Here is a 21169-nt window from a genome sequence, read left to right on the forward strand (position 1 = left end):
GTTGTTAAAAGGGGCTGTCCGGCATCGGTGGCGACGTCCCCGAAACGTCAAATCCCGGGTGTGACAATTTGTCCGCGCGTGCCGAAGCGCCGAAGAAAAAAGGGCGCGAGTGAGTGTGTCAGCCGCGCCACATCAGCAGGTCGATGAAAGTCAGCGAGGTTCCGCACCGCGTGCGATGGGGCGGCCTCGAGTTGCCCGGTTGCCCGACCGGACAACCGGGGCAACCGGGCTGCTGCCCGGCGCGGCGCCCTTACTTCTTGAGAAACCGCAGCGCGAATCGCGCCATGCGCGGCACGAACAGCGGGCGCAGCAGGCGCTTGTCGTAGCCGGCCATCCGCCGGTCGTTCTCGGCGAGACACAGTTCGATCAGCTCGCGCGGATTGAGCGCGTCGCCGATATCGGCGGTGCCGGTTGCCGGGAAGTTCGCGTCACGTGCCACGCCGTCGGAATCGATGCCGCGCGCGATGCCGATGCGCTCCCGGATCAAATGCACCCACACGGCCGCGACCCGCGCGAAGAACCACGGCCGGCGCCACCACGGGAGCGAGCGCCAGTACCACGCGTACCAGTTCACGAAGAACAGGATGTGGCGGCCTTCTTCCTGGATCACCGGCTCGAAGGTTTCAACGAGTTCGGGCGGGAAATAGCCGGAGCGCTGCGCGGAACGGAACAGGCCGAACGCGAAGAAGCTGTCGATGCATTCGCTGAAGCCCGTGACGATCCACCACCACTCGGGATCTTTCGGTGCAGGGTAGGCCGGCTCGGGGGCGAGCCGGATGCCGTATGCCTCGACGAGCTTCGACAGCACGACCTTGTGCCGCGCTTCCTCGCCGCCGTCCATCTCGAGCGCGCGGCGCAATAGCGGATTGCCGATCGTCGCCGCATAGGTGGCCACGCGAATCGATGCGCGGCCTTCGGTCTGCACCGCGATGTCCCAGATCGGCAGCGACGTGAGCCGTTTGAGCTCGGCGGGCGTGAGCGCCGGCCAGTCGATCACGGCCGGCTTGTACGGATTGTGTGTGTCGAGCAGCATGCGGCAGAACATCTGCATGTGCGCATCGGAACCGATCCGGACCGGACCTTGCCTCTCGAAGGTCCAGTTGCGCATTGCGTGATCTGCTGCTGCATGCTGTTCCTGCAGCGTGTCACTCATGGCTGTTGTTATGCGATTACGGGTCGAAAGATTCTTGCATAGCTTCCGTAAACGCGTATTTTCGAGCGGCCATGCGCACGCCGGCCAGGCGTGCGTCACGCGTTCGTGTCGACCCAGAGGCGGCCCCAGCGGGACGCGTAGGCCAGAGCGTGCTCTTCCTCGAAGAAGAAATCGATCGCGTCGAACGAAACGGCGCGCGGCGACGGGCCGCCGCTCGCCTTCTCGATCGTCAGGTTGGCGGCGAACAGCCCGTTCGGCAACCGGGCGGCAGCGGGGGCGACTTCGTAGCCCTTGTAGCGGATCGTACGGTTCATGGCGTGCGCGGAGAAAGTTCGGAGGTTCAGCGTACGAAAACCCGCCCGCGGCGTGAACCAATCTTTCGGCCAATGCAAATCACGCGGCGGGCCGAATTCTTATCGGCGCGGGGAAAGGGCAGCAGGGAGAGGCGTCGACGTACACGGCGCGTGGCCGCTCGTCCGAATGTGCACCGCCCGCGCCGGCGAATGGAATCGTCCGGGCGCGGGCGGTGGAAGGCGGGGAAATTACTGGTTGGCGATCTTCAACACGGGTGCGAGCGCATCGACCGATGCCGCATGCGAGGCCGCGCGATGCGATGCGAACGCGAGCGCGAACTCGGCCGCCTGCGTGCCGACCGTCTCGAGCTGCGCGACGACCTTCGGATCCGAGCAGCTCTCGGCGCTGTCGAAGCGCGTTTCGAGCGTGTTCACGGTCGCGCCGAACGGCGTCGGCCAGCCGCGCAGCGCGTGCACGATCGAACGCAGCGACGTCAGCACGGTGCCGGCCGCCTGCCAGCCGTAGGCCGTGACGATCAGGCCGACCGCACGGCCGTCGAGATACGGGCGATCGTCCGCGCGCAGTTCCTCGAGCGTGTCGAGTGCGTTCTTCACGAGGCCGGAGACGCCGCCGTGATAGCCGGGCGTCGCGATGATGATCGCGTCGGCCTGGCGCACGGCGTCGATCAGTTCGCGCTGCGCGTCGGTCAGCGTTTTGTGCTCGGGCGCGTAGTGCGGCAGCGTATGCAGGAACGGGCCGTCGAACAGCCGCGTGCGTGCGCCGGCCGCTTGCGCGCCGCGCAATGCGAACGACAGCGCGCGTTCGGTCGACGACGCTGCCCGGGTGGTACCGCCAATGCCGACGACGAACGGGCGGCGGTGTAGATCGAATGCAGTCAAGGGGCGCTCCTGGGGGATGGCTTGCCCGGCTAAGCACAGGCTTAAAACCAGATGGTAACGACCCCGCCGCCACTCTGAAAACGACTTTTCGTTCTATCGATATGCCGCGCGGCAGGGGCAATCGTGTGCGCGGCCGCCCAGATCGATAGCAGAAATGCTTGGTTGGGACGGCGTGCCGCGGTCGATAAGATGGGCCCGTCTCCTCCATGATGTCTCTACTGACATGGGTTGGCCCCGCCGCGCGGATGCAGGCGGGGCTTTTTTTCGTCCCGGTCTGGAAAAAGGGGCGCGATGTGCGGGGCCGTTGCCCGTTACTCGAACACCGGCCGGAAGAAGCTGCGCTCGTAGCTGACGATGCAGCGTGTTTCCTCCGCGTAGCGGAACGCGGCCTGGCAGGCCGGATCGTCCATCGAGCGTTCGCGGTAGCGCTCGTATTCGGCGAGGCTCGGGAACGAGAACATCGCGAGCGCGATGTTGTTCGCCCCTTCGGACGGCAGGAAGTAGCCGTGATGCGTGCCGCCGAACTTTTCGACGAGCGGAATCCACATCCTGCCGTAGGTTTCGAACTGGTCGAGCTTGTACGGGTCGATGACGTAGCGAAGGTAGCAGGTGATCATGAGCGCGCTCGGTGAGGGAAGGAACCCGCGAGTCTGGAAGGCGTCGCCGCATGTGTCAACGGCGTTCGCCGGCGAGTGATTCGGCCGCGGGATGCGTTGCTTGCGCAAACAACGATCGGTGCGCTTTCATGCGTTCGCAACGACCCGCGCAGCGCCGCGGCGCGCACCTTTTCAACCATCTCTCCCGCACGCATTTCCCCAAACTTTTACGACATTTTTTCTTGCGAGGGCGGCTGGCGCGCTCATAGACTTCGGGCATCCCAACCACGGAGCAAGGCAATGTCGATACCCTGGAACGCGATCGCCGAACACATACCCGCCGCGCCGCCTTCCGTGCGCGCCGATCGGGTGATCGTGCGGCGTTTCGATCCGGCCTTCGACAGTTATGCACAACTCACGCCGATGCTGCATCGCGCGTTCGCGCGACTCGGTGCGATGGGACTCAACTGCACGTGCGTCGACCAGAGCGAGGACGTCACGCGCCGCCGCGCGGAAGCGGGCGAGTGCTACGTCGCCGTGTGCGGCGGGCGCGTGATCGGCACGGCCACGCTGTATGCGACCGATCCGTCGTCGGCGTGCTCGCTGTACCGGCGCGAAGGCGTCGCGAGCGTGCGGCAGGTGGCGGTGGACCCCGATTGCCAGAGCCGCGGGATCGGCGCGTTGCTGCTGTCGTTCGCCGAACAGTGGGCCGCGCTGCGCGGCTATACGCTGCTCGCACTCGATACGCCGCATCCCGCTTCGCACCTGCTCGCGTTCTACGGCGCGCAGGGTTTCGACGTCGTCGACGTGATGCGCTTCGACGGCAAGCGCTACGACAGCGCGATCCTCTGCAAGCGGCCCGTCGCGCAGGTGGCGCGCCGGGTGGCGCCGGCGTCGCGCATGGCCGCGCGCGTGGCGGCCGTGCGGCGTCTTGCGTATGCGTTGCCGTCGCGCGTGGTCGCCGTGGCCCGGCGCGGCCAGCACGTGCGCCGCGGCGCCGGCTGGGCGGCACGACGCGCGGCCGGTGCCGCGAGTTGCCGCTCGTCGCCGTGGCGTCCGCGTCAGCACGGGCGCTACACGTTCGGCTGAACGCCGCGCACCGGTTCGTTTTCCTGCTTTGCCGCGTAAGCGTCGGATGAGCGGAGTGTGGCGCTCCCGCTCGTGTACGGCCCTTGAGACACCCCCGCCGCGCCGCGGCGAAACGGACGTTTACGCGCTTTTTACACCCCGACGCGATCCTTTGCCGCGATCTTCACGCGAACCTTCATAAGATGGTTGCGTGGAAACGAAAGCCGCACGCGAGCATGCGCGAAGGCCGCCGGCTCGCCTGACCGATGCCGGATGTCGATGCGCGGGCGTGCCGGCAAAAGGAAACCGCCATGTCTCTCTCGCCCGTGACAGGTCCGCGCCCTGCGCAGCCCGGCCATCCGCGCACGGCCGTGCGCTCGATGTTCGATCCCGCGCTCGTGCGCCCGGCGATCGCCGATTCGTTTCGGAAACTCACGCCGCGCACGCAGTTCCGCAACCCGGTGATGTTCTGCGTGTACGTCGGCAGCATCCTGACCACGATCCTGTGGATCGCCGCCTTGTTCGGCCAGGCCGAAGCGCCCGCCGGCTTCATCGTCGCGATCGCGCTGTGGCTGTGGTTCACCGTGGTGTTCGCGAACTTCGCCGAAGCGCTCGCCGAAGGGCGTTCGAAGGCGCAGGCCGCATCGCTGCGCAGTGCGAAACACAACGTGGTCGCGAAAAAGCTCTCGGCGCCGCGTGCGAAGGCGGTCGTCGAAGTGATGGCATCGACCGACCTGCGCAAAGGCGACGTCGTGCTCGTCGAAAACGGCGACACGATCCCGGCCGACGGCGACGTGATCGAAGGCGTCGCGTCGGTCGACGAATCGGCGATCACCGGCGAATCCGCGCCGGTGATCCGCGAGGCGGGCGGCGATTTCTCGTCGGTGACGGGCGGCACGCGCGTGCTGTCCGACTGGATCGTCGTGCGTGTCGCCGTCAATCCGGGCGAGGCGTTCCTCGACCGGATGATCGCGATGGTCGAGGGTGCGAAGCGCAAGAAGACGCCGAACGAGATCGCGCTGACGATCCTGCTCGTTGCCTTGACGATCGTGATGCTGCTCGCCACCGCCACGTTGCTGCCGTTCTCGACGTTCGCGGTCGAGGCGATGAAGGCCGGCCATGTCGTGACGATCACCGCACTGGTTGCGCTGCTCGTGTGCCTGATCCCGACGACGATCGGTGGCCTCTTGTCCGCGATCGGCGTGGCCGGGATGAGCCGGATGATGCAGGCGAACGTGATCGCGACGTCGGGCCGCGCGGTGGAAGCCGCCGGCGACGTCGACGTGCTGCTGCTCGACAAGACCGGCACGATCACGCTCGGCAACCGCCAGGCGTCGGCGTTCGTGCCCGCGCCGTTCGTGACCGAGGAAGCGCTGGCCGATGCCGCGCAGCTGTCGTCGCTTGCCGACGAAACGCCGGAAGGCCGCAGCATCGTCGTGCTCGCGAAGCAGCGTTTCAACCTGCGCGAGCGCGACATGCAGGCACTGCACCCGGTGTTCCTGTCGTTCAGCGCGCAGACGCGGATGAGCGGCGTCGACCTCCCGGGCCGCGAGATCCGCAAAGGCGCCGCGGATGCGATCAAGCACTACGTCGAGTCCTACGGCGGCCGCGTCACCCGCGAAGTCGAGGCCGTCGTGACCGACATCGCGCGTCGCGGCAGCACGCCGCTCGCGGTGGCGGAGCGCGTCGACGGCGTTGCCCGCGTGCTCGGCGTGATCGAGCTGAAGGACATCGTGAAGGGCGGCATCAAGGAGCGCTTCGCGGAACTGCGCAAGATGGGCATCAAGACCGTGATGGTGACGGGCGACAACCGGCTGACGGCCGCGGCGATCGCGGCGGAAGCGGGCGTCGACGATTTCCTCGCGGAAGCGACGCCGGAAACCAAGCTCGCGACGATCCGCGAGCATCAGGCGGCGGGCCGTCTGGTTGCGATGACGGGCGACGGCACCAACGATGCACCGGCGCTCGCGCAGGCCGACGTCGCCGTGGCGATGAATACCGGCACGCAGGCGGCGAAGGAAGCCGGCAACATGGTTGACCTCGACTCGAACCCGACGAAGCTGATCGAGATCGTCGAGATCGGCAAGCAGATGCTGATGACGCGCGGGTCGCTGACGACGTTCTCGATCGCGAACGACGTCGCGAAGTATTTCGCGATCATCCCGGCCGCGTTCGCGACGACGTATCCGCAACTGCGCGTCCTCGATGTGATGCACCTCGCGTCGCCGGCGTCGGCGATCCTGTCGGCGGTGATCTTCAACGCACTGATCATCGTCGCGCTGATCCCGCTCGCGCTGAAGGGCGTGCGCTATCGCCCGCTCGGCGCCGCGCCGCTGCTGCGCAGGAACCTGTTGCTGTATGGACTCGGTGGCGTGCTGTTGCCGTTCCCGTTCATCAAGCTGATCGACATGGTGCTGGTGGCATGCGGATGGGCCTGAGCATGGGCGCGCACAATGCACCGGACGAAGGCGCTGCCGCATGAGCGAACCGAGCGTCGTCATCGTGATCGTCGACGAAGACAGGTTCATCCGGCATTTCGTCCGTATCGCGCTGAAGGCCGAGCACATGCACGTCTTCGAGGCCGCGACCGGAGCGGCGGGCGTGGCGGCCGTCGGCGCGCGACGTCCCGACCTGATCGTCGCGGACACGAACCTGCGCGACATCGGCGGCACCGACCTGATCCATGTGCTGCGTGCGTACTCGGCCGCGCCGCTGATCGTGCTGTCGGCACTGAGCGCGGAACGCGACAAGGTGGCGGCGCTCGACGCGGGCGCGGACGACTACCTGACCAAGCCGTTCGGCGCCGCCGAGTTGATCGTGCGGATTCGTGCGCACCTGCGGCGGCAAGCCGGCGGCGGGCGCATCGATGCGGCGTGCGCCCGCTTCGGCGACGTGACCGTCGATCTCGGCGATCGCCAGGTGTTGCGCGGCGGGGCGCGCGTGCATCTGAGCCCGATCGAATTCCGGCTGCTGGCCGCGCTCGCGCATCACGCGGGCCGGCTACTGACGCACGACCGCCTGCTGAGTGAAGTATGGGGCGCGGCGCACGGCAAGGATGCGCACTACCTGCGCGTGTATGTCGGCCACCTGCGGCGCAAGCTGGAATGCGATCCGCGGCGGCCCGCGTACATCGTCACGGAGACGGGCGTCGGCTACCGGCTCGACGGTGCGCGGTAGCGACGCGCTCAGGGATTCGCGGCCGTCCGCAGCGCGTCGCTCGCCGCGCCGTTCGAACGGCGCAGCTGCGCATCGAATTGCTGCACGCGCAGCGCGACCCGCTGCGCATAGCGCTTCGTGCCGCCGTTGTAGCGCACGAGCGCGGTTTCGACGTCGCCATCCGCATCGTCGAGATAGCCGCGGAAGATCGCCGCGCCGATCCGCACGTTGGTAGCCGGATCGGAGAGATCCTTCACATGCGCGACGAGATCGCGATGGGCGGTGGGCATCACCTGCATCAACCCGCGCGCGCCGGCGACACTGACCGCGTGGCGATCGAAGCCCGACTCGACCGCGATGATCGCGAGCAGCAGTGCCGGAGCAAGCCCGTAGCGATCCGATTCGGTCTGCACCGCGCGCGCGATCGTGCGCGCGTCGGCGTACGCGAGGTGAAAGCGGTTGCGCAGCGCGGTGACGATCGTGTCGAGGGTCGGGGGAAGCGAGGGTTCGGTCGTGCTGGCTGCGCTGGCCGGCGCCGCTGGCGTGTCGTCGGCATGCGCGGGCAATGCGATCGACAGCGGCAGCACGATCGGGAAGAGCAGCAGAAGCCGCTTCAGCCGCAGGGCCGGGCGCACGCGCGTGCGTGGCAGCAGCCGGTCATACGATGGATAGGTTTCCTGCATGTCGTCGCATCGTGGTTCCGATGCGACGACTGTACGCAGTTATGCATTGCGACCGTCGAAAGAAACCGGCACGCGAGATAAACGGCGCGTAAAGACGGGTGGTGCGCAAGACTGCGCGGCGTCACCCGTCGCGGCCGTGCGTATCGCCGCCACTTTTCGCGAGGCGCCACGCAATCGTGCCGAGCACGCCGACCGCGACGACCAGCGCGCCCCACAGCACATAGCGGCGCGGTGCATCCGGATCGGCGGCTGACGCCGGCGCGACTGCCGACACCGGCAGCACCGCGCCGACCCGCGCGGGCCGCACTTCGGGCGCCATGCCCACCAGCAATGCGTCGCGGCTCACGGCCGACGACACGAGCGACGCGTCGCCGACGCCGAGCGTAAACGGCGGCGTGCCGCGCGCGACGAACGTCAGCGCGGCCGGATGCCAGCCGATCGCGACGGCCGGCTGGCCGCCGCCGAATCCGCCATTGCGCATGTCGACGACGATCCGCCACGCGCGATCCGTATTCGCCGCGAATTCGAGCGGCGGATTGCGCTGTTCGCCGGTCTTGCCCTGCAGCCGGAACAGCACGGCGCCCGCGACGTCGCGCCACGGCGCCTGCGGGTCGGCGCGGCTCTGCAGCGTCGCGCGTGCGACGGTGTTCGGCTGCGGCAGGTCGATGCGCACGCGGTCGACCGGATACGCGCCGTCGGTGTCGAACAGATACTCGCCTGGCGTGGCGCCGGCCCGCACGCGCACGGCGTCGCGCCATTGGCGCGGCACGGAGGCGGTGTCGGTCCCGCGTGCATCGCGTGGGTGCGTCTCGACGTCGATCGACGCGATCGCGGGTGCGCCGTCGAGCCAGTCGAGCCGCAGGTAGCGCGGCGCCGCGCCTTCGAGCGCGATGCGTTCCTGCACCAGCATCGCGTCGCCGTGGCCCACCTTCAGCAGTTGCGTGCTGCCGAGCGGCCGCCAGCTGCGCAGGTCGTCGCTGGCTTCGACGGCGACACGCCCCTGGTAGCTGTCGTCGCTCACGTGCACGAGCAGCGCGTCGATCTCGCCGTCCGCATGCGACAGGTCGACGAGATCCGCGCCGTGCTTCGCGCGCACCGGTGCGGCGACGCCCGCGCGCAGCGCGCCGTCGGGGCCGACCGTCACGCCGAGCGGCGCATTGCCGTTGTCGGCGTGGGCGGGCGGCAGCGCAAACCAGTGCACCGGCGTGCGCTTCGGCGGGACGGCGGGCGCGGCCGCCGCGGGCGCGTCGAGCGAATACGGCACGGGCTCGCCCGCGCCGTTGAAGATGCGCACGTCACCGAGGTCGTCGCGCCGGCTCGCCGCGTAGACAGGCTGCGGCACGGTGAGCTGGTAATACGCGGCGGTGCCGTCGAGGTCGAGCGAGAAGCGCTGCGCGACGCGCCCGTCGGCCGCCGCGAACGACGCGAGCAGGCTCAGTCCGAGCAGGGCGGCGAGTCGTTTCATGGCGTGTCGTCCTGCTGCGCGGCGGCCTTCGGCGGCAGCGGCGAGAAATACCCGATCAACAGCAGCAGCACGCCGATGCCGATGAACGACACGATGCGCTCGATGCCGGTCACGTGCGACAGGTCGAACAGGAACAGCTTGACGACCGTGAGCGCGAGCAGCGCGGCGCCGACGAACCACAGCGGACGCAGCCCGCGGCGCGTGGCCCAGATCGTGATCGCGAGCGCGCAGAGCGTCCAGTACACGGATACCGATGCCTGCACGAGCGTCGATTCCGCCATCGCGCCGAGTTCGTACGGCACGCCGGCCCAGTGATGCAACGTGCGCAACAGGATCGCGTTCAGCCACAGGAACGCGGTCGCGCCGGCCGCGCTCAGCAGCTCGACGCGATACTTGCCGAACGACCAGCCGAGCTTGCGTGCGCGCACGAACCACGACGCAGCGAGTGCGTAGACCACCGCGAGCACGAGGTCGAGCGGGTTGAAGAGCGGCACGCGCGCCCAGTTTCCGCCGTCCTGCGTGAAGTTTGCGTAGAAGGTCCACCCCCACATCACGACGATCAGCGGCAGCGACGCGAGCGCGCACACGCGGGCGATGCCGTCGCGACGCGTCAGCCACATCCCGGCGAACGCAAACAGGCTCCAGCCGACCATGAACACCTGCTGGATGCCGAACGACGACAGCACGGTGTCGATGTCGTAGGCCAGGTGGAAGCGCTGATGCAGCGTGCGCAGCATCAGTGCGTTGAACCACAGGAACACGGTGGCGATGGCCACGTAGTCGACGACGCGCGGATGCCACGCGATGCCGAGCGTCTTCAGCCGGCGCAGCCACACGGCGAATGCAATGAACACCAGGCACTGCGCGATGTCGAGCGGGTTGAGCAGCGGCAGCCAGAAGAGCGGCGCCGCGTTGCCGTCGCTGATCACGCTGGCAATGCTCCACAGCCACAGCAAGGCCGCGAGCGGCGCCGCACCCCACACCTGGTACGCGCGCGGAAACGCCGCGACGGGCCAGCGCAGCCGCGAGCCGGGGCCCGACACCAGCAGGAGCAGCGCACCGAAACCGTAGGCCCACGTGCTCCAGCTCCACGCGCCTTCGGGCACGTACGCACGCAGGCGCCAGAAGCCTTCGAGCGACAGCAGCCCGCACGCGGTCCAGAACATCAGCGTATGCAGCGGCGCGATGATGGCTGCGGAGAGAGATGGCGCGACGGCGCGCGCCGAGCCTGGCGCGGAATCGGCGCCTGCCGTGCCGCGCGACTGGCGCCACAGCAGCGCAAGGCCTGCGCCGACGGCGACGGGCCACGCGAACGCGCCCATCCCCGACAGCGGCGCTTCGTGCGCATCGAACACACGCAGCGCGAGCAGCGCCAGCACCGGCGTCAGCGCGAGCGCGGGCCATTCGGCGAGCGGCCACGCCAGCCGGCGGCGGGCGACGTGCGCGAGCCACGCGGTGCCGGCCGCGAACAGCGCGGTCGAATCGACGACGAAGCGGTCGGCATGCAGGTCGACGTGACGGCTCGCGTAGACGAGGATCTCGTGCAGGCCGCCGCTCACCCACCACAGCAGCCCCCATGCGGCGGCCGCGGCGCCGATCTCGGGCATCCACGCATGCCACGCGCGGGCTTCGCCGCGCCCGTGCAGCCACCAGCCGGTGAACAGGCCGGCGAGCGCGATCAGCAGCATCGCGATATACGGGCTGTTGAGCACCGGCAACGCGGTGGCGTCGGCCGGCCCGAGCAGGCTCGTGAAGAACGCGCCGGCCGCGGCAACCTGCATCAGCAGCCCGAAGCCGAACCGCAGCATGCGCTTCTCGCGCACGCCGAGCCAGACGACGGCCGCGCCTTCGATCGCCCACGCGGCGCTGGTCGTCGGACCGGAGAACGCGAGCGGCACGGCCAGCGTCGCGAAGATCACCGCGAGCGCGAGCGTGGATTCGAACAGCAGCGCGAGGCGGTCGCGGCGCCGCGCGAGCCACGCGGTGACCACGACGTAGAACGCCGACAGCGCGACGGCGCTCCACGCGAGCCCGAACGGCATGTCCTTCACGAGCGACGCCTGCAGCGCGGTCGCGACGATCGGCGTGCCGAACACGAGCGTGCCGTCCACGTAGTGCCGCAGCGCGAGTTCGCGCTTCACCGCATACAGCAGCGCGATGCCGACGTACATCAGGAAGAACAGGATGAGGAACGGCTCGGTGCTCGCGAACAGCGCGGGGCGGTAGGCCGTCACGCCCCACGCGGAGCCGATCGTGAACGTGAAGACGAAGCCGAGCAGGTTCAGCGGACGCCAGGCCTTGAACCACGCGATCGCGAAGATGCCCGCGTTCAGCAGCGCGTAGTAGCTGAACAGCGCGACATGGTTGCCCTGGCCGGTCGACAGCAGCACCGGCGCGAGAAAGCCGCCCGCGGTGCCCATGAACGCGAGCGGCAGCGCGTTCTGCCGCACCGCGAGGAACGCGCTCAGCGCGCACACGGCCACCATCAGCGGGAACGCTGCGCCGACGGGCAGCAGCGCGTAAAGCTTGGTCGCGGCGAAGATCGTCAGGTACAGGATGCCGACGCCGCCGCCCTGCAGCACGAGCCCGTACGCCGAACGGCGCGCGCGTACGCGCCAGCCGATCGCGAGCAGCGCGGCCGCGGCGAGCGCGGTGCCGGCGAGGCGGAATTCGATCGGCAGCATGTGGTTGTCGGCCGCGTACTTGAGCAGGAACGCGACGCCGAAGAACAGCACGATGATCCCGACGCGCACGACCGTGTTGCCGCCGAGCAGCCAGTCGCGTGCGGCGCGGAATGCGCGCTCGACGAGGTCGGGCTCGCGCGGTTTGGGCGGCGCGGGAGGCGCCGACGGTGCGGGCGCCGGGGCGGCACGCGTTTCGCTCGCGCGGATCGCGGCGGCCGGTGTCGGTGCCGGCGTGGCGGCGCGAACGAGGGTGGGAGCGGGGGCCGATGCGGACGCCGGTGCATCCGCGCGTGCGGCGGCCGGCTGGGCAGGCGGGCGCGGCGGCAGGGCGGCCGAAGGCGGGACGGGTGCGGATGGGGTGGCGGAGGCGGTGCCGGAGGGCGTGTGCACCGTCGCGCCGCTCGCGGCCGAGCCGGCTTTCGCACCGGCCAGCTGGCCGCGCAGCGATGCGACTTCGCGCGTCAGCGTCTCGACGGTCGCCTCGAGGCGCGCGACGCGCTCGGCCAGGGGAACCAGCGGCTGGGCGGGCGGTGCCTGCATCGCGAACGCATCGGGGGCCGTGCCTTTGTTCTTGCGCTTGCGCTGTTGCAGCGTGTTGTCGAGGCAGAACCCGATCGCGGCGCCGAGCACTGCGCCGGTAATGGCGGAGAAATCCCCGATCAATGCGGCAATCCCGCCCACGATGAAGCCGATTGCGGTAAAAGCCCAGTTCATCTCGCCTTGCTCCCTCTCTCGTATCGTTATCGGCCTGCGATCGGATGTTTGCCGGTCGAGGCGGTATCGGCATGGCCGGCAGGCGAACCGGCATGCGCTGCTGACCACGGCGGCCGCGTGATGGCCTGTGTCGCGGTCAGCCTGTTGGCGGGGAATGTATCACAGCGGCTGTCGGGGATTTTCCGGGTTGGCGCGGTATCGCGGCGTGCACCGTCCGGTGTCGCCGCGCGGCTTTTTGCACGGTCATGCTTTTTATCGGTGGAGACGATGCGCTTTCGTCTGAGCAGATCGACGCGTGATCGGACGTGAAATTGTCGTAAAGCGACGCGTGCCCGATGCGAATTGGCGCAACGCGCGACGCGATCCGCGCCGCGTTGCTGCGCACAAGTCCGACGCGCGACGCCCGCCGTTGCTGGCCGTGCGCGTATTGCGCCGCCGCAATCGGGGGCCGCCGCGTGCCGCGGCCCGCCCGGCGGGGCTGGCAGCCGTGTCGTATTTGCGCAAGCGTTTGTCGTAATTCGTCGGCAGGTCGGGGTTTTTTCTGGCAACTATGTAGGCACGCTAAGACAAGCGCGAGTCCCCGCTACACGAGGAGAAGGTTTCGATGGATGCCCCCAAGGTCGTGGTCGAAGGTCTGTGCAAGGTGTTTGGAAGCAACCCGCAGCAGGCGCTCGACATGCTCGCCGCCGGCGCGACGAAGGACGATGTGCTCAAGCGCACCGGCCAGGTCGTCGGCGTGCACAACGTCTCCTTCGATGTGCAGGAAGGCGAAATTTTCGTGCTGATGGGCCTGTCCGGCTCCGGCAAGTCCACGCTGATCCGCCTCGTGAACCGGCTGGTCGATCCCAGCGCCGGCAAGGTGATGATCGACGGGCTCGACGTCGCGTCGGCGCGTCGCTCGGCGCTGACCGCGCTGCGTCGCAAGGACATGAGCATGGTGTTCCAGTCGTTCGCGCTGATGCCGCACCGCACCGTGGTGTCGAATGCCGCGTTCGGACTCGAAGTCGGGGGCATGGGCAAGAAGGAGCGCGAGCGCCGCGCGATGGAAGTGCTCGAGCAGGTCGGCCTCGCCCCGTTCTCGCACAAGCTGCCGTCCGAGCTGTCGGGCGGCATGCAGCAGCGCGTCGGCCTTGCTCGCGCGCTGGCCGTGAACCCGTCGCTGATGATCATGGACGAGGCGTTCTCCGCGCTCGATCCGCTCAAGCGCCGGGAAATGCAGGATGTGCTGCTGCAGCTGCAGAAGGAACAACGCCGCACGATCATGTTCGTGTCGCACGATCTGGAAGAAGCGCTGCGCATCGGCAACCGCATCGCGATCATGGAAGGTGGCCGGCTCGTGCAGGTCGGCACGCCGCAGGACATCATCGCGAACCCGGCCGACGATTACGTGCGCGCGTTCTTCGACGGCATCGACACCAGCCGCTACCTGACGGCCGGCGACCTGATGCAGACGGGCGCCGTGCCGATCGTGTCGAAGTGCGATGCCGCGAACGTCGCGGCGACGCTGAACGGCAGTGCCGACTATGCGTTCGTGCTCGATGCGCAACGCAAGATCCGCGGCTTCGTCACGCGCGACGCGATCGGCCAGGCGACGCCGTCCGTGAGCCCGATCGAATCCATCCGGCGCGACGCGTCGCTCGAACATGTCGTCGCGCGTGTGGTCGCGAGCCCGAATGCACTGCCGGTCGTCGACGACGACGGCTGCTACTGCGGCTCGGTCGATCGTGCGCTCATCCTGAAGGCCATCACGCGTTCGCGAGGTTCCCATGTCTGAAATGATTCCGCTCGGTACCTGGGTCGACCAGTCCGTTCACTACCTGCTCGACCACGACGCCAAGACGTTCGACACGATCGGCCAGGCGATCGAAGGGCTCGCGGCATTCGTCGAGCACGGCCTGCAGGCGATCCCGATGTGGCTGATGATGGCGATCTTCATCGGCGTCGGGCTGTGGCGGGTGGGCTGGCGCTTCGCGCTGTTCACGACGCTGTCGCTGCTGCTGATCTTCGCGACGGGCTTCTGGGACCAGACGGTCATCACGCTCGGCCTCACGCTGTCGTCGACGATCATCAGCCTCGTGCTCGGCATCCCGCTCGGCATCTGGGCCGCGAAGAGCAAGTGGGTCGCCGCGATCGTGCGCCCGATCCTCGACCTGATGCAGACGATGCCCGCGTTCGTCTACCTGATTCCGGCCGCGATGCTGTTCGGTCTCGGCCGCGTGCCGGGGATCCTGTCGACGGTGATCTTCGCGATGCCGCCCGCGGTGCGCCTGACGAGCCTCGGGATCCGCCACGTGAACCGCGAGATCGTCGAAGCCGGCCAGGCCTTCGGCTGCACGCCGTGGCAGCTGCTGTACAAGGTGCAGTTCCCGAATGCGCTGCCGTCGATCATGCAGGGCGTGAACCAGACGATCATGATGGCGCTGTCGATGGTGATCATCGCGTCGATGGTGGGTGCGGGCGGCCTGGGCAACGACGTGCTCGCCAGTATCCAGCGCCTCGACATCGGCCTCGGTTTCGAAAGCGGTCTGTCGGTCGTGCTGCTCGCGATCATTCTCGATCGCATCACCGAAAGCTTCGGCCGTGCGCCGGGCACCGTGAAGGCGCCGCTGTTCTCGGGCCTCAAGCAGCTGTTTCGCGTGAAGGCCGCGCCCGCGCAGGCCTGACCTCCGGCGGCCGGCATCCCCGGCCGCTCACCCTGAATGAATAACGGCTTCCGCGGTTTCCGCCGCGGGGCTGGCCCCCTGCAACCTCCTCGCCAGGAGACCGATGTGACGTCCGCCGTCGCTGTCGCGCCCGCAGCCTGCGTTTCACCGGTTTCATCGCTCGCCCATTTCGGCTTCCTGACGCTGCCGAACTTTTCGATGATCGCGTTCTCGAGCGCCGTCGAAGTGCTTCGGATGGCGAACTACGTCGGGCGTGCCGATCACTATCAGTGGTCGATCTATTCGCTCGACGGCAGTCCGGTTCACGCCAGCAACGGCATCGCGGTACGGCCCACGCAGGCGCTCGACTACACGAACCTGCCCGACGTGATGATCGTGTGCGGCGGCATCCGCATCCGCGACGTGGTCGACGAAGGCGCGCGCGATACGCTCGCGGCGCTCGCCGAACGCGGTCTGCCGCTCGGCGGCATCTGCACGGGCGCGTATGCGCTGATGTCGAGCGGGCTGCTCGACGGCTATCGCTGCACGGTGCACTGGGAGAACCTGTCCGCGTTGCATGCCGAGTTTCCGCAAGTGGGTTTCGCCGATGAACTGTTCGTCGTCGACCGCGACCGGCTGACCTGCACCGGCGGCACCGCGCCGCTCGACCTGATGCTGAACCTCGTCGGGATGCGCTTCGGCCAGCAACTGGCCGCGCAGGTGTCCGAGCAGTTCATCCTGGAGCGCATCCGCAGCTCGACGGACACGCAGCCGATTCCGGTCGATGCGCGCGTCGGCTTCTCGCGCGCGGAGCTGATCGAGGTCGTGCGGCTGATGGAGGCGAACATCGAGGAGCCGCTGTCGCTCGAGGAGCTCGCGCGGCTCGTGCGGCTGTCGCAGCGGCACCTGCAGCGCATGTTCAAGGTGTACCTGAACGTGTCGCCGACCCACTATTACCTGACGCTGCGCCTGAAGCGCGCACGCGACCTGCTGCGCACGACCGACGCGTCGATCGCACGCGTGACGACGGTCTGCGGTTTTCATTCGCCCTGCCATTTCAGCAAGGCCTACCGTGCGCAGTTCGGCCACGCGCCGAGCTACGAGCGCCGGTTGCCGGGGCGCTGACTAATCCAATGGTCCGCGACGCCGCCGGGATCGCGGCGCGCGGCTTCAATAAACGATCCCGCATTCAAGCAAACGACATCACTTTGAGGAGAAGCAAGATGAAGCGCCTATTGATCGCAGCGGTGTGCGGGATCGGGATAACCGCGCCGATGTCGGCCGTGTATGCGGCCGATCCGCCCGTGTGCAAGAACGTGCGCTTCGCGGACGTCGGCTGGTCCGACATCGCGGCGACCACGGGCCTCGCATCGACGATGCTGCAAGGGCTCGGCTACAGCCCGACGAAGACGATCGCGTCGGTGCCGATCACGTTCGCCGGCATCAAGAGCAAGCAGATCGACGTGTTCCTCGGCTACTGGTCGCCGACGATGGACCCGATCATCCAGCCGTTCACGAAGGCCGGCCAGATCAAGGTGCTGTCGACGCCGAACCTGACCGGCGCGAAATACACGCTCGCGGTGCCCGACTACGTGTACCAGGGCGGCCTGAAGTCGTTCGCGGATATTCAGAAGTACGCGGACAAGCTGAACGGCAAGATCTACGGGATCGAACCGGGCAACGACGGCAACCTGCTGATCAAGAAGATGATCGACGGCAACAAGTTCGGCCTCGGCAAGTTCAAGATGGTCGAGTCGAGCGAGGCCGGGATGCTGGTCGAGGTGAATCGCGCGATCCGCGACAAGCAGTGGATCGTGTTCCTCGGCTGGGAACCGCATCCGATGAACGTGCAGATGAAGATCGACTACCTGAGCGGCGGCGACGACGTGTTCGGCCCGAACTACGGCGAAGCGAAGGTGCTGACGGCGACGCCGCCCGACTACTCGCAGCGCTGCCCGAACGTCGCGAAGTTCGTGTCGAACCTGCAGTTCACGACGTCGATCGAGAACCACGTGATGATGCCGATCATGAACAAGGAAGACCCGAACAAGGCGGCGGCCGAGTGGCTGAAGGCGAACCCGCAGGCGCTCGACAAGTGGCTCGCCGGCGTGACGACGCTCGACGGCAAGCCGGGCCTGCCGGCGGTGAAGGCCTATCTCGGCGTGCATTGAGCGTGACGCGTCGGGCTTCGCGGCTTCGGCTGGAAGCCTGACATGTTTCCGAGCCGGTGGAAGCAGGGTGCGCATCCTGCTTCCACCGGCTTTTTGCTTCCGGCTTCAGGTTCGGCCCGTCAGTGGACGGGCGATGCGCTAGACTGCCCGATCCCGATCGAGGAGACGGCAATGATACGCAGTGCGCTTGAGGTGCCCGGATGGCGGCAGGTAGCCGGCACGCGGTCGAGGCCGAACGGCGCGTCGGCTTGTCGCGACGCAGGCTGCAGCCGGACGATGCCGCACTGCGGCCATTCACGCGCATGAAGCGCATCGAGCAAGTGGTGCTGGCTGCCGATCTCGCGGGCACGGCGGTGTTCGCGGTCGAGGGTGCCAATGCGGCGATCGGCGCCGGGCTCGACCTGTTCGGTGTGATGGTGCTGTCGCTCGTCGTCGCGCTCGGCGGCGGCGTGATCCGCGATCTGCTGATCGGCGCACGGCCGCCCAGCGCCGTGAGCGACTGGCGCTATCCGGCGCTTGCGTTCGCGTCAGGCCTGTTCGCGTTCGTGTTTCATGAGCGGGTCGCCGCGTTTTCTCCGTCGCTGCTCACGACGCTCGATGCGGCCGGCCTTGCGTTGTTCGCGGTCGCGGGCGCGGTGAAGGCGCTCGAATTCCGGGTTCACCCGTTCATTGCGACGCTGATGGGCGCCGTGACCGGTTGCGGCGGCGGTGTCGTGCGCGATGTGCTGCTTGCACGGATTCCGGTCGTCCTGGTCACGGACATTTATGCGAGCGCGGCGCTGCTCGGCGCGGTGGTCGTCGTGTCGTGCCGGCGGCTCGGCTGTTCGCCGATCGTCGCGGCCGTGCTGGGCGGCGCCGCATGCTTTGCGCTGCGGATGGCGGCGGTGCGCTTCGGCTGGCAATTGCCGAAAATTGCCGCCGGGGCGTGAGCGTTCGACTCATTGCCCCTTCGTCGCCGCCGGCACGTCGAACACCCGATCGAACGCCCACTGGAACACGAACGCGTAGCAGAAGAAGAACGCGAACAGCCCGATGTCGACGACGAACGCGTCGAGCCACGAGATGTCGAGCCACCCCGCCACGACCGGCACCAGGATGAAGATCAGCCCGCCTTCGAATCCGGTGGCATGCAGGATCCGCCGCCCGAGCGTGCGTGTCGGCTGGCGACGCGACGCTTCCCAGCGCTCGAACAGCGCGTTGAAGATCATGTTCCACAGCATCGCGATCGCCGACATCGTTGCCGACAGCGCGCCCGAATAGACGAGATCCTGCTTGAAGATCGCCGCGATCACGGGCGAGATGCAGGAAATCGCGATTGCTTCGTAGAGCACCGCCTGTGTGATCCTGCGCGGTAGGCCTTGCACGTTGTTGCTCCGGTGGGACGTCACTCGCCGCGGCACCGTACCGCGACGTCCCGCAAGGCTATCCGCGTTGCACGCCCGCTTCAATTCACCTAATCTCACCCGGATTCAATTGAATTCAACCCGGCCCGATCCGGCCCGCGAGGCCCCGTGTTCTCGAAAATCCCCCTGACTGCATTGCGTGTATTCGAGTCGTCGGCACGGCTCGGCGCATTCAAGGCCGCCGCGGACGAACTGTCCGTGACGCCGGCCGCCGTGTCGCACCAGATCAAGTCGCTCGAAAGCCGGCTCGGCGTGCTGCTGTTCGAGCGCGGTGCGAGCGGCGTGCGGCTCACGGACGAAGGCGAACGCCTGTTTCACGCGAGTCACGATGCACTGCTTGCGTTGAGCCGCGGGCTCGACGCGGTGCGGCCCGAGGCGGCCGGCGAGCGCACGCTCGTGCTGACCACCACGCCCGCGTTTGCCGCGATGTGGCTGATTCCGCGCCTTGGCCGGTTTCGTCGCATCGATCCGCAACTGCATATCAAGGTTGAAACCGGCAACACGCTCGCGGATCTCGAACGCGATGCGCGGATCGATCTCGCGATTCGCGCGACGTCGCGCACGTTTCCGGCGCTGCACGAGATTGCGCTGATCGACGAGTATTTCGGCGCGTATGCGGCCGTCGGGTTCGACGCGCATCGCACGGACGAGCCGCTCGACCTGATCGAGACCGTGTGGGATACGCCGCTGCCGGTGTCGGTCGACTGGGCGTCGTGGTGTCGCGCGGCCGGCCGCGATGCGTGGCTCGAGCGCGCGGTGTTCCGTCACTACGACGACGAGCATTACGCGTTGCAGGCGGTGCTGCACGGGCAGGGCATCGCGTTGCTCAGTTCAGTTCTGGCTGCCGAGCATGTCGCGCATGGGGCGCTGACGCCAATCGAGCCGGCGGTGCGGATCGAGGGCGCGCGTTTTGTCGCGCTGTGCCGGCCCGGGCGGGAGCGCGAGCCGCAGGTCAGGTCGTTTCTCGACTGGCTCGAGGCGGAAATTGCGCAGACGCGGGAGGCGGTGGGGCGGATGGGGGCGGGCGTTGAGCGGTAAAGCGGGCCGTGCAGGCCCGATGCGAACCGACCCGCCCGCACACCTACCATCACCCGAACCTGACGCAATAAACCGGTGGCAAATGCGCAGACACCAGTTGCCAGTTTTCGCCGCCGTCGCCGGACGTCCATAACCCGCCGGTGGTCGATCCCATTGCGAGGTGCGTGCCCGTGTCATCGATCGCGAGCCCGTGCCGATACACGAGGTCGTACGCCGGCGCACTCGGCAGCCCGTTCGAGAATTGCTCGAAACTGCGCCCGCCGTCGCGCGTGCGCGTGACGACGAACCGGCCGTTCACCGGAATCCGGCACGCGTCCTTCACGGCCGGCACGAACCACGCGGTGTCCGGTTCATGCGGGTGCACGGCTACCGCGAAGCCGAAGCTCGAAGGCTGCGCCTCGATGCGCCGCCAGTGCTCGGCGCCATCGGTCGAGCGGAAGATCGCGCAGTGATGCTGCGTCCACAGCACGTCCGGGTTGGCCGCGCACTGCACGACGCGGTGCGGGTCCTGCGCGTTGGGCTCGCCGCGCCGCTCGGGCGGCATGTAGTCGGCTTCCATGCCGTCCGCGGTCACGCGCCACGTCGCGCCGCCGTCGACTGTCTGCCAGACGCCGCCGCACGAGATGCCGACCATCACGTGCCGGCTGTCGCGCGGATCGACCATCACCGAATGGATGCCCGGCGCATCGTATCCGCCGCCGCCCCATTCGGCGCGCTCCGGGCGATCCCACAGTGCCCGGTTGAGCACCCAGGAACTGCCGCCGTCGTCGGAGCGGAACAGGCCGCCGGGAATCGTGCCGGCCCACAGGACGCCCGGCTCGTCGGCGCCGCCGGCTTCGAGCGACCAGATCTGCTGGAGCGTCCATGGCGGTTGCGGCGGGCCGGGTGGCGCGTCGTCGTCGTCGCCGGTGCCGGCATTCACGCTGGCGCTGGCGGGTGGGGCGTCGGCGGGCTGTGGCGGATAGACGGGAACCGCGCATTCCTCCCAGTCGGCGGCGCCTGCGCGCTGGCGGTGCAGCTTGACGCCGAAATGGCCGAGGTTCAGCGCGGCGTACAGCGTGCCGTCGCGCGGGTCGGCGAGCGCCATGCTGACCGGCTCGCCGGCGAAGTGCGGCTCACCGAGCGTCCAGCCGCCGTGGCCGTCGGCCTGCAGGACGAACAGGCCCTTGCGGGTGGCGACGAGCAGTCGATCGTTCATTTGCG

At 68.2% G+C, this 21169-nt stretch carries 17 protein-coding genes and 1 pseudogene; 9 read left to right on the top strand and 9 right to left on the bottom strand.

Annotation, left to right across the window (positions count from 1 at the left end; genetic code table 11):
* Positions 1 to 250: 250 nt before the first annotated feature.
* The 4 genes from CFB45_RS18220 to CFB45_RS18235 form a co-directional block, all read right to left on the bottom strand.
* Positions 251 to 1153 (bottom strand): aminomethyltransferase, encoded by a 903-nt coding sequence (locus CFB45_RS18220; RefSeq protein ID WP_089426749.1) that lies wholly within the window; start codon positions 1151 to 1153, stop codon positions 251 to 253.
* Between the two features lie 95 nt (positions 1154 to 1248).
* A complete protein-coding gene (locus CFB45_RS18225; RefSeq protein WP_011354057.1) occupies positions 1249 to 1467 on the bottom strand; it encodes a hypothetical protein in 219 nt (72 codons plus the stop codon).
* Positions 1468 to 1695: 228 nt separating this feature from the next.
* Positions 1696 to 2346, bottom strand: coding sequence for an NADPH-dependent FMN reductase (locus CFB45_RS18230; protein ID WP_089426750.1), 651 nt, complete (start codon positions 2344 to 2346; stop codon positions 1696 to 1698).
* Between the two features lie 311 nt (positions 2347 to 2657).
* Positions 2658 to 2963 carry an NIPSNAP family protein gene (locus CFB45_RS18235; protein ID WP_089426751.1) on the bottom strand — a complete coding sequence of 102 codons (306 nt, stop codon included), beginning with the start codon at positions 2961 to 2963 and terminating at the stop codon, positions 2658 to 2660.
* Positions 2964 to 3242: 279 nt separating this feature from the next.
* Here CFB45_RS18235 and CFB45_RS18240 point away from each other — a divergent pair, with 279 nt between their 5' ends.
* The 3 genes from CFB45_RS18240 to CFB45_RS18250 all read left to right on the top strand — a co-directional run bounded on the left by CFB45_RS18240 (position 3243) and on the right by CFB45_RS18250 (position 7187).
* Complete coding sequence (locus tag CFB45_RS18240; RefSeq protein WP_089426752.1) at positions 3243 to 4031, top strand: GNAT family N-acetyltransferase; 789 nt, start codon at positions 3243 to 3245, stop codon at positions 4029 to 4031.
* 359 nt (positions 4032 to 4390) lie between these two features.
* On the top strand, positions 4391 to 6448 hold the full coding sequence (gene kdpB / locus CFB45_RS18245) for a potassium-transporting ATPase subunit KdpB (protein WP_089426753.1): 2058 nt from the start codon (positions 4391 to 4393) through the stop codon (positions 6446 to 6448).
* Between the two features lie 40 nt (positions 6449 to 6488).
* Complete coding sequence (locus tag CFB45_RS18250; protein WP_089426754.1) at positions 6489 to 7187, top strand: winged helix-turn-helix domain-containing protein; 699 nt, start codon at positions 6489 to 6491, stop codon at positions 7185 to 7187.
* An 8-nt stretch (positions 7188 to 7195) separates the two neighbouring features.
* On the opposite strand, the gene CFB45_RS18255 is transcribed toward CFB45_RS18250, so the two are convergent.
* The 3 genes from CFB45_RS18255 to CFB45_RS18265 all read right to left on the bottom strand — a co-directional run bounded on the left by CFB45_RS18255 (position 7196) and on the right by CFB45_RS18265 (position 12712).
* Positions 7196 to 7849: a lytic transglycosylase domain-containing protein gene (locus CFB45_RS18255; protein ID WP_089426755.1), complete on the bottom strand. Its 654-nt coding sequence runs from the start codon at positions 7847 to 7849 to the stop codon at positions 7196 to 7198.
* A 121-nt stretch (positions 7850 to 7970) separates the two neighbouring features.
* Positions 7971 to 9314, bottom strand: a complete 1344-nt coding sequence (locus CFB45_RS18260; RefSeq protein ID WP_089426756.1) for a DUF3999 domain-containing protein — start codon at positions 9312 to 9314, stop codon at positions 7971 to 7973.
* Complete coding sequence (locus tag CFB45_RS18265) at positions 9311 to 12712, bottom strand: DUF2339 domain-containing protein (RefSeq protein WP_089426757.1); 3402 nt, start codon at positions 12710 to 12712, stop codon at positions 9311 to 9313. The genes CFB45_RS18260 and CFB45_RS18265 overlap by 4 nt, the downstream gene beginning before the upstream one ends.
* A gap of 485 nt (positions 12713 to 13197) precedes the next feature.
* Here CFB45_RS18265 and CFB45_RS18275 point away from each other — a divergent pair.
* From CFB45_RS18275 to CFB45_RS18295, 5 genes and pseudogenes are all read left to right on the top strand, one after another.
* Positions 13198 to 14486, top strand: a pseudogene (locus CFB45_RS18275) (quaternary amine ABC transporter ATP-binding protein); the annotation flags it as partial.
* Entirely contained in the window at positions 14479 to 15375 is an 897-nt protein-coding gene (gene choW, locus CFB45_RS18280; protein ID WP_046549695.1) for a choline ABC transporter permease subunit, read from the top strand. The pseudogene CFB45_RS18275 and the gene choW, both read left to right, overlap by 8 nt.
* A 105-nt stretch (positions 15376 to 15480) precedes the next feature.
* A complete protein-coding gene (locus CFB45_RS18285) occupies positions 15481 to 16479 on the top strand; it encodes a GlxA family transcriptional regulator (protein WP_011354068.1) in 999 nt (332 codons plus the stop codon).
* Positions 16480 to 16577: 98 nt separating this feature from the next.
* Complete coding sequence (locus CFB45_RS18290; RefSeq protein WP_089426758.1) at positions 16578 to 17525, top strand: choline ABC transporter substrate-binding protein; 948 nt, start codon at positions 16578 to 16580, stop codon at positions 17523 to 17525.
* A gap of 302 nt (positions 17526 to 17827) precedes the next feature.
* On the top strand, positions 17828 to 18454 hold the full coding sequence (locus tag CFB45_RS18295; RefSeq protein ID WP_089429035.1) for a trimeric intracellular cation channel family protein: 627 nt from the start codon (positions 17828 to 17830) through the stop codon (positions 18452 to 18454).
* Between the two features lie 9 nt (positions 18455 to 18463).
* Here the strand turns inward: CFB45_RS18295 and CFB45_RS18300 are convergent, their stop codons facing one another.
* Positions 18464 to 18889 carry a PACE efflux transporter gene (locus CFB45_RS18300; protein ID WP_089429036.1) on the bottom strand — a complete coding sequence of 142 codons (426 nt, stop codon included), beginning with the start codon at positions 18887 to 18889 and terminating at the stop codon, positions 18464 to 18466.
* Positions 18890 to 19036: 147 nt separating this feature from the next.
* Here CFB45_RS18300 and CFB45_RS18305 point away from each other — a divergent pair, with 147 nt between their 5' ends.
* On the top strand, positions 19037 to 19966 hold the full coding sequence (locus CFB45_RS18305) for a LysR substrate-binding domain-containing protein (protein WP_089426759.1): 930 nt from the start codon (positions 19037 to 19039) through the stop codon (positions 19964 to 19966).
* A gap of 49 nt (positions 19967 to 20015) precedes the next feature.
* On the opposite strand, the gene CFB45_RS18310 is transcribed toward CFB45_RS18305, so the two are convergent.
* Complete coding sequence (locus tag CFB45_RS18310; protein ID WP_089426760.1) at positions 20016 to 21164, bottom strand: WD40/YVTN/BNR-like repeat-containing protein; 1149 nt, start codon at positions 21162 to 21164, stop codon at positions 20016 to 20018.
* Between the last annotated feature and the right edge of the window lie 5 nt (positions 21165 to 21169).

The sequence above is a fragment of the Burkholderia sp. HI2500 genome (genome assembly GCF_002223055.1).
Lineage (GTDB): Bacteria > Pseudomonadota > Gammaproteobacteria > Burkholderiales > Burkholderiaceae > Burkholderia.

Bases quoted from the DNA above. Each gene is read 5' to 3' on its own strand.
- CFB45_RS18220 (WP_089426749.1), bottom strand. From the start codon at position 1,153: ATGAGTGACACGCTGCAGGAACAGCATGCAGCAGCAGATCACGCAATG.
- CFB45_RS18310 (WP_089426760.1), bottom strand. From the start codon at position 21,164: ATGAACGATCGACTGCTCGTCGCCACCCGCAAGGGCCTGTTCGTCCTG.
- CFB45_RS18250 (WP_089426754.1), top strand. From the start codon at position 6,489: ATGAGCGAACCGAGCGTCGTCATCGTGATCGTCGACGAAGACAGGTTC.
- CFB45_RS18265 (WP_089426757.1), bottom strand. From the start codon at position 12,712: ATGAACTGGGCTTTTACCGCAATCGGCTTCATCGTGGGCGGGATTGCC.
- CFB45_RS18295 (WP_089429035.1), top strand. From the start codon at position 17,828: ATGAAGCGCATCGAGCAAGTGGTGCTGGCTGCCGATCTCGCGGGCACG.
- kdpB (WP_089426753.1), top strand. From the start codon at position 4,391: ATGTTCGATCCCGCGCTCGTGCGCCCGGCGATCGCCGATTCGTTTCGG.
- CFB45_RS18240 (WP_089426752.1), top strand. From the start codon at position 3,243: ATGTCGATACCCTGGAACGCGATCGCCGAACACATACCCGCCGCGCCG.
- CFB45_RS18255 (WP_089426755.1), bottom strand. From the start codon at position 7,849: ATGCAGGAAACCTATCCATCGTATGACCGGCTGCTGCCACGCACGCGC.
- CFB45_RS18290 (WP_089426758.1), top strand. From the start codon at position 16,578: ATGAAGCGCCTATTGATCGCAGCGGTGTGCGGGATCGGGATAACCGCG.
- choW (WP_046549695.1), top strand. From the start codon at position 14,479: ATGTCTGAAATGATTCCGCTCGGTACCTGGGTCGACCAGTCCGTTCAC.
- CFB45_RS18225 (WP_011354057.1), bottom strand. From the start codon at position 1,467: ATGAACCGTACGATCCGCTACAAGGGCTACGAAGTCGCCCCCGCTGCC.
- CFB45_RS18260 (WP_089426756.1), bottom strand. From the start codon at position 9,314: ATGAAACGACTCGCCGCCCTGCTCGGACTGAGCCTGCTCGCGTCGTTC.
- CFB45_RS18235 (WP_089426751.1), bottom strand. From the start codon at position 2,963: ATGATCACCTGCTACCTTCGCTACGTCATCGACCCGTACAAGCTCGAC.